The organism is Clostridium ihumii AP5 (assembly GCF_000612845.1).
Classification (GTDB): domain Bacteria; phylum Bacillota; class Clostridia; order Clostridiales; family Clostridiaceae; genus Clostridium_J; species Clostridium_J ihumii.
The window spans coordinates 1-12,440 of record NZ_CCAT010000074.1; the positions used below are offsets into that span (position 1 = coordinate 1).

Consider the following 12,440-nt stretch of genomic DNA (forward strand, 5'->3'; position numbering starts at 1 on the left):
GCATTACTAATTGCTATGCTTCCACCTGCTACTGTTACTGTACCTTGTGTTACTTGTGATACTTGTACTATACCTGTTACTGATACTGTATTATCTACTTTTACTGATGGCGTATTTGTTATATCTACACTTCCGCTTGCTACTTGTACAGTACCTGTTACTGGTACTGTATTTGCTACATTTACTGATGGTGTATTACTAACTGCTATACTTCCACTCGCTACTTGTACTGTGCCTGTCACTGGTACTGTTCCAGTTATTGATAAATTACCTGTTACAGGTATTGTTCCATCTACAGAAACTGTTCCAGTTACTGATACTGATGTGTTTTGTATACTAACTTGTAAATTACCAGTATTATCTGTTAATAATGGATGGGCTACACCAGTATTATCTACACCGTTTGCCATAACCATTAACCTAGATGCAACATTATTAAAAATAAGATTATTAGCCATATACTTCACCTTATCTTATATTTATTTATAGCTATATTAACTAAATATAAGGTTTAAAATAATAATTCAAACCTTATATTTTTATTTACATAAATATTATTATTTAAACAAAACTATACAAGAATATCGTTTTTTCTCTATATAGCTACACTTTATCATATGCACAACAAATACAATTGGCTATATAAAATAAAATTAATTTTCCACATAAAAAATAAGGCAATAAAATGCTATTTGAGTCATTTTATGCCTTATTTTATATATTTATTCTTCTATTTCTTCATCATCTTTTTCTTCTACAATTTCAAAGTAAACTTCACGATTTTCTATACTAACTCTAGTACATACAACTTTAACATCATCACCTAATCTGTATATGTTTTTAGTTCTTTCACCCATAAGTTGTATATTTTTTTCATCATATATATAATAATCATCTTTTAAATCAGTTATATGAACAAGACCTTCTACTGTATTTGGTAATTCTATGAATATACCAAAATTTGTAACTGATGAAATAATCCCTTCAAATTTTTCGCCAATTTTATCTGCCATATATTCAGCTTTCTTTAAGTCATCAACTTCTCTTTCAGCTTCTATTGCTATTCTTTCTGTATCTGATGCCTGATTAGATGCTTTATCTACTATTTTATTAAGTTTTTTCTCTCTCTTATCACTAATTCCACCATTTAAATATTCTTTAATTATTCTATGAATAGTTAAATCTGCATATCTTCTAATTGGTGAAGTAAAGTGACAATAATACTTAGCAGCTAATCCAAAGTGACCTGTACATTGTGGTGCATATCTAGCTTTCATCATGGAACGAAGCAGTAATCTACTAACTACATGTTCCTCTTTTTTACCTTTTACTTTTTCTAAAATTTCTTGAAGAACCCTTGGATGAATTTCACCTGTATGTTTTACAAAGTATCCTAGATTGTGTACAAATTCATTAAAGTTCATAAGCTTTTCTTCATTTGGATCTTCATGAATTCTATAAACAAAAGGAACATTTAACCAAAACATATGCTCCGCTACTGTTTCATTTGCAACAAGCATAAACTCTTCTATAATTCTATTTGATACAGCTCTTTCATAAGGTTCTATCTCTACAGGTTTTCCCTTATCATCTAATATTATTTTTGCTTCTTCAAATTCAAAATCTATAGTTCCTCTGTCCATTCTTCTCTTATTTAAAATATTAAATAACTTTTCCATATTTTGAAACTCTTCAAGTAAATAATCATATTTCTTTATAGTTTCTTCATCTTTATCTCTTAATATCTTTGTTACATCTGTATATGTCATTCTCTCATTAGTTTTTATTATAGATTCAAATATTTCATGATCAACAACTTTTCCATTATGATCTATTTCCATAACACAACTTAAAGTTAATCTATCTACTCTTGGATTTAAACTACATACACCATTAGATAATTTTCTAGGTAACATAGGTATAACCCTGTCAATTAAATATACTGAATTTCCTCTTTTAAAGGCTTCTTTATCTAAATTAGAATTTTCTTTAACATAATGTGATACATCAGCAATATGAACTCCTAATTTATAGTTTCCATTCTCAAGAACTTCTATTGATACTGCATCATCTAAATCTTTTGCATCCTCACCATCAATAGTAACTATTTTTAAGTCTCTTAAATCTCTTCTTCTCTTATATTCATCTTTATTGATATTTTCATCTATCTCAACAGCTTCTTTTTCTACTGCAAAAGGAAATTCTTCTGGAAGATTAAACTTTCTAATTACAGTTAAGATATCTACGCCTCTTTCATCACTATATCCTAAAACTTCTATAATTTTACCTTCTGCTTTCTTATTTTCATCTGGCCATTTAAGTATTTCTACTACAACTATTTGACCTGTCTTAGCTCCATTTCTTTTTCCCTTTGGTATAAATATATCCTTTGTCATTTTATTATCTGATGGAACTACAAATCCAAAACTTTTACTGTCTTGATATAATCCTACAACTGTTTTATTTTTTCTATCAATAATACTCTCTATAAATCCTTCACACTTTTTACCATTGTTTTCATTTTTTAAAATTTTAACTAATACTTTATCTCCATTCATTGCTGTATTTACATTTGATGCTGGTATAAATATATCTGGTTTATCTTCTTCCAATATTACAAAACCGAATCCCTTTTGATGTGATTGAAATATACCTGTTACTAAACCCATGTTGCTAGTTATTCCATATCTTCCTGATTCATTACTTGCAATTTGACCATCTTGAACCATACTATCTATTATTTTTTGAAAATCTTTCATATCTCTTTTAGTTATACCAAAAATTTTAGCTAATTCTTGAACCATCATAGGTCTATACGCTGGTTCATTCATGAAGCTTAACAAAACTTCTCTTATATTCATAATCTCCTCCTTAACAATGTTTTTACTAAAACATCAAAACCTTATACTATCTTTAATTTATTCAATTCTATCATATGTTATAAAATCTATTTTAAATTTACTTTTTTATTACTTTATACTTAACTCCAGTATAAAGTGCAAATAAATTAATATACAAATTAGTTTCTTATATATATGTTCCAAAATATCATTTTAATTTATACATTGAAAATTATGGACATACATACTTATCCTTAAACATAAAATATAATTTCACTTATTCTAATTATACACACAAAAGTATATAAATATTGATATTATTTTAATTTTTTATCTAAATGTAAAACAAAAAACTTCTAGAATAAATTCTAGAAGTTTTTTAGTAAATTAAATATATAATTTACATGCAATAAATATATAACAGCCCTTGGGGTTGGGCTATTATGAAATAAATAAAAAGGGGGCTATATATCTCTTTATTTATTTTGCACTTTTATTATATTATATTTTTAACTTACATTCAAGTAAAATTGTTAAAAAAATTACAAAATAAGCTAATTTTATTGATAATTTGTGAAATTTTTAGAATTTTCTCTATTATTTCTATTTTTCAACTAATCTTTTACGACATTTTTTTCATTATTCTATTTTAGATTCATTAATATGTTAATTTCTTCCTCTGTTAACTCACGGAATTCGCCTTCTTCTAAAGACTCATCTATTTTTATTGGGCCAAAGCTTATTCTTCTTAAATAAACTACATTTTTATCTAATGATTCAAACATTCTCTTAACTTGATGAAACTTTCCTTCTTGAATTGTAACTTCTACACGTGATCCATTTTCATCTGCCTCTAAAATATTTAATTTTCCTGGCATACATAAATAACCATCATCTAAAGTTATTCCTCTTTCAAATGCTTTAGCATCATCTTTTGTAACACATTTATCTATCTCTGCATAATAAACCTTATCTACATGATTTTTAGGAGATATTAATTTATGATTTAATTCTCCATCATTAGTAATAAGAAGTAATCCCACTGTATCTTTATCTAATCTTCCAACCGGAAATGGCTTAAATGCCTTATATTCTTCATCTAACAAATCAATAACCGTCTCATCATAATTATCAAAAGTTGCACTTACAACACCATCTGGCTTATTCATAAGTAAATATATAAATTCCCTATAATTTAAAACCTCACCCTTAACTTCTATAACATCATTTTCTGTATCAACCTTCATACTACTATCTTTTACTGGCACACCATTTACTATTACCTCTTCTTTTTTACAAAGAGCTTTCACTTCTTTTCTACTACCATATCCTAAATTAGCAAGAACTTTATCTAATCTTTCCATAACATACTCCTTTCATATAAGTTTTCAAGCTAATATTTTATTTTATACACTTATTAATTTACAATGTTAATTTTACATTTTTAAAATGTATAACTCAATTTTTAAACTTGATTTCCTATATACCTTTTATTTTTCACTCTAAGTTTAGATTTTACCAATTTAGTAATTAGAATTCAAATTTTTATTTAAATTTATAATAAAATATGGACATCTTTAAATTAAAATTTGAAGATGTCCATATATTTATTACGTTATCTAGTTAATTCATAAAGTGCTAATGCGTATATTTCAGTTGCCTTTACCATGTGATCTACAACTACATATTCATTTGGCTGATGTTCAGTTTTTAATCCAAATGGGAAAATTGCTCCAAATGCTACACAGTTTTTTATAGCTCTAGCATATGTTGCCCCACCAGATGATAATGGTGTAGAATCTAGTCCTGTTTCTTCTTCATAAACTTTTCTTAACGTTTTTACTAAAAAATGATCTTTTTCTATATAGATTGGGTTTGTCCAATCATATTCTTCATAGTCTAAATCAAACTCTTTTGCTTTTTCAATTAAGTTATTTACTAATTCTTCTTTTTTAATAGTAACTGGTATTCTTACATCTATATATATTTTTTCTTCACTTTCATTTAAATCTATTTTCCCTATATTAAATGTAAGTTTTCCTGAAACATCTTCACAATTTGCAAGTATGTTATTAGCATTTGCATCTTCACCTATAACATTTGCTATAAAATCTATAGCATTTGAAGATATACCCAAATTTTTAAATGCTATACATAATCTACTTATAGGATTAATTCCCTTATCACTTGCTTGTGAGTGAACGCTTTTACCTATTACAGTTATTCCATTCTCCTCTTTGTATTCAAATCCTAATTTATCTAGTTCATTTTTAACCTCTTCTAATTTTATACTATTATAAATAGCTTTACTTGGAACTGCATTGAATGCTTCTCCTGCTTTTAGTGTTACTGCTGAACCCTTTTCAGATTTTAATATAGCTTGTAATAATCCTTTTTCTGCATTTACACATGGGAATACACTATCTGGAGTAAATCCATAGCTTGGAATTTCCTCATTATTTTCATTATATTTAGCCATGTCTCTCCATAGCGTTTCTTCATCTGTTCCAAATATAAATCTAACTCTTTTATTAAGTTTAATTCCCAAATCTAAAAGTGATTTTAATCCATATATTGCAGCTATTACTGGACCTTTATCATCTTGAGTTCCTCTTCCATACAATTTTCCATCTATTATTTCACCGCCAAATGGTTTAACATTCCAAGCTGCTTCATCTCCTGCTGGTACAACATCTAAATGCCCTAAAACTCCAACAAGCTCTTCACCTTCACCTATTTCTGCATATCCATAATAACCTTCTTTATCTCTATAAGTTTTAAATCCCAAAGATTTACATAAATTTAATGTATGTTCTAATGAATCATTTATATCTTTTCCAAATGGACATCCATCAATTGATTCTCCTATAACACTTGGAATTCTTACACTCTCACAAATAGAATTTATCATCTCATTTTTATTTTCTTGAACTTTGGCTTTTATCTGCTCTTTCATAATTATTGTCTCCTCATTCTTTCTTTAAAACTTAAATTAAAATTCTCATTTTCAAGATCTTTCTTTATTTTTTCATTAAATTTTCCTTGTATTAAATACATTAATACTGGGATATACATATAATTTAAATATCCTCTTGCATTAAACATTAATATCATCAATACTAATGATGCTGTTATAGATAGCACTGTAGCTGATTTATCACTTTTATTTATTAATTTAACAAACAATCCAAATGTTAATCCAATTAAAATAAGCATAGTTGAAAATCCAACAAATATTGTAAGTGATTGCATTTTTTCTGGAACTGATGGTGTTAATCCATAACTTAAAATAAATATAAATGTTAATATTCCATATCTTATATAACTGTTTCCAACTCTTTTTCTACCAAATAGCAATACTGCCATAAATGTAAAAAATATAGAACCCATTAATCCCATTAAACTCATTTATTTTCTCTCCTTTTTATTATACTAATTCCTTATCCCTAAAAATCTTATATTTCCTTGGAAATTTACTATATTTAGTCACACTCTTACTTTTTCTTATAATTTTATGTATAAAAAGAAGAGAGATGATATTTATAAAAATTTATTTCTAAATTTGTAATGAACACAAATGTTATGCTTTCATTCCTATCTTCTCTCTTCTAATCATTCAAACTTCTATTTTATAGTATCATTATTCCTACTGATAAAATTAGACATGTTGCTATGAATATACAAAGTAATACTTTTCCTACAAATTTAAGCCATGTAGAATATTCAACTTTTGCTATAGCTAGTCCACCCATTATAACTCCTGATGTTGGTGTTACAAGGTTTAATATACCTGATCCAGCTGAGAATGCTGATATAACAAGTTCTGGTGCTATGTCTAATCTTTGTGCTAATGGAGCGAAGATTGGCATTGTAACAGATGCTAATCCTGATGTAGATGGTATTAAGAATCCTAATCCCATAAATATCATATATGTTATATTTATAAATGCTATTCCTGATACTCCATTTAATACTCCTACTGCTTTATCTAAAACAAATAAATCAAGTCCTGAGTTTGTCATTAAGAAAGATACACCTCTAGATACTGCAACTATTAATGCAACACCTATCATTTCTTCTGCACCTTTCATAAATGCAGATATAAGTTCTTTTTCTTTTAATCCATAAACTTTTCCTACTACTATAGACATTATTAAGAACCATATAGTTATTTCATTAAAGTACCATGCTCCTAAATATGTTCCTGTTATTGCTCCTGTATTTTCAGCAAGGAAGTTGATTCCAAAATTCTCCCATGGAACTACACCAATAACCATTACTAAGAAAGTTAAACCAAATAATGCTAAGCATATTTTCTTTCTTGTTGTAAATGTATGTTCTTCTGTTTGCTCTTTTACAAAGTGATCTTTAGCTAATTTACGTTCTTCTTCAGTCATTAATGATTTAGTTGGATCAGCTTTTACTTTTTTAGCATATCTCATTACAAAGAATATTGATATTGCTAATGTTGTAAACCATAATGCTATTCCAAGTCCTATTACTGTTCCTTGGTTTATTGATACTCCAACAGCTTCTGCACCTGCAACTGCTGCACCTATACAGAATGGATTTATTGTTGATCCTAAAACTCCTGTTCCTGCACCTAATATCATAGCTGCAACAGATGTTACACTATCAAATCCAGCCATTATCATGGTTGCTGTAATAATTACATAGAATGCTAAACTATCCTCACACATTCCCCATGCAGTACCACCAATTGATAATAAAATCATTATTACTGGTATTAAGTATATTTCTTTTCCTTTTAGTTTTTTTACTATTGCCCCTACCCCTGCATCTAGAACTCCTGTTCTAGTTACAACACCTAGGAAACCACCTATAATTATAGTACATAACGCAACATCTATTGCTCCTTTTAATGATCCGGCATTATACATGTTTATGTACTGGTTTTCTGATTCTCTTAAAACTTCAAGTGCTTTTTCTGTACCTTCATTTTGCATAGCCTCTTGCACTGCTGAATGAACAGCATCATCTCTTACACCAACCATACCATTCATAGGTGCTAATACTACATCTGATACTTTAGCTGGTATAACCTCAGGCACAAAATGAGTTAATATACCTATAACTAGTGTTAACGTTAACAATATAGTATAGGCAGAAGGAAATTGAAACTTTTTCTTTTTCATAAAGACACTCCTTTCATCCTGAAAGAATTGTTCAATCTCAAACACATAAAGCATTTTATATAAATGATATACATTTTAACATAATAAAAGTTTAATAGCTTGTCCTTTTAAATCTATTGCTTAGCTATCGTATATGTTGTTAATAAAATTGCTATTGAATATTAGACTATTTTAAAATCTAATTAATTGATAATTCCGATTTTTGCTCTTATTATCTTATAATATCATTTCGAGTTTTTTCTACTTTTTTCTTTTGTGTTTTTGATGATTTTTCTTTCTTTTTTCTTATTTAATTAATATTATAATAATTTTCAAATAAAAAGTCAATTTGTTTTTAAATTTTTCTAAAAATTCCATCTTTACTTTTTATTCTTTCTTTTGAATGTATATTATGTTTTTTATGTAAGTTTTTCTTAATTTATCTATGTTGCTATAAATTAACATAAAACAAAAAAATAGAGAGATTTACATCTCTCATTTATTAACTATCCTAAATATTTTTTAACTTTTTGTATGTAATTTTGAGTTTCTAATGGCAATTTATGAAAATCACTTATACTAGTAACTCCTCTTGTTGACATTGTTCCCGGTCCACAATTATACGCAGCTAATGCCATTTGTAAATTTCCATTGTACATTTGAATATAATCTTTTATATGTCTTGTCCCTGCATCTATGTTTTCAGCTATATCATAAGGATTATTAACACCATAGTGATTTATATTTTCTGGCATTAATTGCATAAGGCCTTTTGCTCCTGCAGATGAAGTAACATTAGGATTAAAGTTTGATTCTATTTTTATTATAGTTCTTATAATCTTTTCATCTACTCCATATTTTTGAGAGGCCTTTTTTATTTCATTTTCTATAGTTTTATTATCACTATTTAAATTTAAATTACTATTACCACTTAATATATCTTCTAAATTATAGTTTGGTCTTAAAACCATATTCATGATATTGTTTAAACCACTATTTCCATTATTACTTAAATTATGTTCATATTTATTTTCTGCTAAATTCTTTTCTTTCATGGCACTTAGCAAACTAGCAAATGCTATATTATAGCTTCCACCACTTTCACTATTGCCGCCTTGCATCATTTTGCTTACCATCATCATTTGCATCATTGAACTTAGCCCGTCATTACTTGTTCCATTTACACCATTTGGCATTTAATTGCACCTCCATATAAAAAAAATTATATATATTTTAGTCATTTTACATCATACTATTACTAAATTAATTATAATATATTCCTTATATAAACTTCGACATTTTTTTTCTAATCTTTATACATATCAATATGTAATTTATTAAATATATGGAATTTTGTGTTTTTTAATCGATTCTATACAAAATAAAAAAGCATGTTTTCACATGCTTTTTTTCTATAACTCTAAATAAATAACTATATGCCTTAACTAATCTATCTGTATTTTATTGATTGACTTTAAATTCTAATAAATCATAATCCTCATATGCTATCTTTTTATTTGTACTTTTTACTAATGCTAAGATTTTATAAAATCCTTTTTTAAATGGAATAAATGTGTAATAATCTTTTTTACTATATCTTTGTATTAAATTCCATTCACCTTTTTCCATTAAATAAAATTCATATATAACGTCTTTTCCACCATCACAATTCACTTTAAAATTTATACCCTCATTGCATTTAAAAATATCCTTATCATAACCTATGCTACAATTTGAAATTGGATTTCCTTCTAGTACATTAAATATCATTGTTTTTTTATAATCATATTCATCCGTACTAGCTTTATTTTTAGCCATAATATCTACTATATATTTACCTCCACAACGTGGTATAAATTTAAATTTTTTTTCTTCAAAATATTCGCTTTTTTCAACATCATGATTATTTATTTTTATATTATACTTTATAAGTGTATTTAATGTATTTTCACAAATACATTCTAATGTTATCTCATCACCAATTAAATACTTTGATTTACTATCTGTTAAGACATAATCAATTTTAGCAGGTATATATTCATAACAATCAATATATGTCATTGCATGAACATCGTACTCTCTTTTAGATCTTGAATCTCTAACTCTAATATCTATTTCATATTTTCCAACTTCTTCTGGTGCAAAATATACAGTATTACTATCGCTATAATCAATTTTTTCTGTTACTTTATCATCTTTTTTAACTACAAAACTATATTTTAAACTTGTTCCACCACTAGCAATAGCTCTTATTTCAACCGGTTCATTTATGAGTAATTGATTTTTTTTATCTAAAATAATCTCTTCTATTTTTATATTATCTATATAATCTTCTTCTATTTTAAATTTTATGCAATCTTTTACTTCATACTTCTCTTCACATTGTCTATCCTTAATATAAACCTCTAGATTATATTCACCAGATTTTGTTGGCTCCCATAAAAAATTATTTTCTTTGGTGAATTTTGTAGTATAATTTTCATTTCCATCTACAATAAATTTATATAATAAATCTCTCCCGCCAGATGCAACTACTTTTAAATTTATCTTGCTATTTATTACTTGTGGAGAACTCAAATCCGTTGTAAAACTTAAAAGTTCAATTGGTTTATATGGATATACTTTATAATGAATTAATGCTCTATCATCATATTCATTTGGTGAATACATATCTTTTACAAGACATAATATTTTATATTCACCCTTATGATTTTCTCTATAACTTACTAACCGTCTAGTTGAGTAATCTTGAAGACATGTAACGTTACCCATATCATCAAACTTTAAAAACTTATATAGTATAACCCTACTTTCATCAAAGTCTGCTTCAACTTCAAAAGTAAGTTCTTCATCCACTAAAAGATCTGGTGATATACATTTTAAAGATTTTATTTCTAACTTTGATATTGGTAATACCGTAAAATTTATAGAATTAAAGTCATCAAATAAATTGCTAGAGTATATACTTTTACATTCCACAAGAAACTCCATATCACCCTTAAACTTAGGTGTATAAGATAAACTATTGTCTACGGTGTAGTCCTTAATTAAAATCCACTTTGAATTTTCTTTTATCCAATATCTATACATAATAGATGCTGAATTAGAATTTGCTGTTACTGTTACTTTTTCTCCAACTTTCACTTCATTTTTATCTACTTCAATGGACTTTATTAATTTTTCTTCTCTTTTTCCTACTATAAAGTCACTCCTTGACATATAATCAAAAGGTTTTTTACTTCCTTGAACTTTAGCCTGTACCATTATTATGTATTTTCCATCCATAATAGGTTTCCAAACTGCAAAATTATCAATGCTAAACCCTTTTATGGTTTCCCACATTCCATCATTGCCTATTAAAAATTTATATGTCAAATTTTTTTCTACTTCATTTTCTATACTAATAGTTATATCTTTGCCTTTTTCTTGAGGACTTTCTAAATTTGTAATAATATTCATTTCATTCATCTATTACGTTTCCTCCTCAATATTGTTACTTACTTCTAATTTCTAGTTCTCTCATAAAATATAAATAAAAAATTTATATTTTCATGTAATATTATAATTTATTATACTATAATTCCAAAAAATAGAAAAGTTTATTTTCTCGCTGATTTTTTATAAAATAGAACATAAATTTCTATAAATATCAAAAAGAAGACAAATTTAATTTGCTTTTTCTAAAATACTTTTTAAACTATTATAAAGCCTTTTATCATCTTCTTCTGTTCTTTTTTTATGATTCGCTGTTCTGCCTCCACCTCTTCTAACTTTTGAACTTATATGCCTTTCAAATAATAACTTATCTATGTTTTCGTTTGTGTAAATATTTCCTTTAGGATTTATTGCAAATGCATTTTTAGCCAGAACCATTGCTGCAACACCATAATCTTGTGTAATAACAATATCACTTTTTTTACACTCATTGGCTATTTTCATATCCACACTTTGAAACCCACTATCCATATATACAACCTCACCATAACTTGGTTCTAGCCTATGATTTAAATCACAATAGAATATAAGTTGTACATTATATTCCTTAGATAATTCTTCTATTATTTTCTTTCCTGGACAAGCATCTGCATCTACTAAAATTTTCATATTTTTACTCCTCAATACGTAAAATAATATTTCTAACTAATTTACAATGACTAAATTAGTGCAAATTATACTTAAATCTTTTTTAGTATATCATATAGGGTTCCAAGTTCAAATTTTAAATAGCACCTTTATCAAGTGATATTATTAAGCTTACAGTTTATTCTATTATCATGCTTGGAACCAATTAACGATTAACAATGATGGTTAATATTATTCACTTCGTTCTTAATATTTATGAATAGAATTGCATAAAAACTATGTTTTTATATTGTTTTCAAACTAATTTGCTTAGCAAATTATCATAAAAATTGATTCAAATAAACTGAGACTTCAGTTTTATAATTCATTGTTAATTGTTCAT

The 12,440-nt window shown here is 26.7% G+C and carries 9 protein-coding genes; all 9 read right to left on the reverse strand.

Features of this window, described 5'->3' with window-relative positions:
• Positions 1-458, reverse strand: a 458-nt coding sequence (locus BN346_RS15710; RefSeq protein WP_040329860.1) for a hypothetical protein, incomplete at its 3' end; no start/stop codon positions are given.
• A 264-nt stretch (positions 459-722) separates the two neighbouring features.
• Positions 723-2,861, reverse strand: a complete 2,139-nt coding sequence (gene rnr / locus BN346_RS15715) for a ribonuclease R (RefSeq protein ID WP_040329861.1) — start codon at positions 2,859-2,861, stop codon at positions 723-725.
• Between the two features lie 623 nt (positions 2,862-3,484).
• On the reverse strand, positions 3,485-4,204 hold the full coding sequence (locus BN346_RS15720; RefSeq protein ID WP_040329862.1) for a pseudouridine synthase: 720 nt from the start codon (positions 4,202-4,204) through the stop codon (positions 3,485-3,487).
• A 251-nt stretch (positions 4,205-4,455) separates the two neighbouring features.
• Complete coding sequence (locus BN346_RS15725) at positions 4,456-5,796, reverse strand: M20 family metallopeptidase (protein ID WP_040329864.1); 1,341 nt, start codon at positions 5,794-5,796, stop codon at positions 4,456-4,458.
• A gap of 2 nt (positions 5,797-5,798) precedes the next feature.
• On the reverse strand, positions 5,799-6,248 hold the full coding sequence (locus BN346_RS15730; RefSeq protein ID WP_040329865.1) for a hypothetical protein: 450 nt from the start codon (positions 6,246-6,248) through the stop codon (positions 5,799-5,801).
• 221 nt (positions 6,249-6,469) lie between these two features.
• Positions 6,470-7,996: a YfcC family protein gene (locus BN346_RS15735; RefSeq protein ID WP_040329866.1), complete on the reverse strand. Its 1,527-nt coding sequence runs from the start codon at positions 7,994-7,996 to the stop codon at positions 6,470-6,472.
• Positions 7,997-8,481: 485 nt separating this feature from the next.
• Entirely contained in the window at positions 8,482-9,171 is a 690-nt protein-coding gene (locus BN346_RS15740; RefSeq protein WP_040329867.1) for a lytic transglycosylase domain-containing protein, read from the reverse strand.
• Positions 9,172-9,436: 265 nt separating this feature from the next.
• Positions 9,437-11,443 carry a triple tyrosine motif-containing protein gene (locus BN346_RS15745; RefSeq protein WP_040329869.1) on the reverse strand — a complete coding sequence of 669 codons (2,007 nt, stop codon included), beginning with the start codon at positions 11,441-11,443 and terminating at the stop codon, positions 9,437-9,439.
• 198 nt (positions 11,444-11,641) lie between these two features.
• Positions 11,642-12,079 (reverse strand): YaiI/YqxD family protein, encoded by a 438-nt coding sequence (locus BN346_RS15750; RefSeq protein WP_040329871.1) that lies wholly within the window; start codon positions 12,077-12,079, stop codon positions 11,642-11,644.
• Between the last annotated feature and the right edge of the window lie 361 nt (positions 12,080-12,440).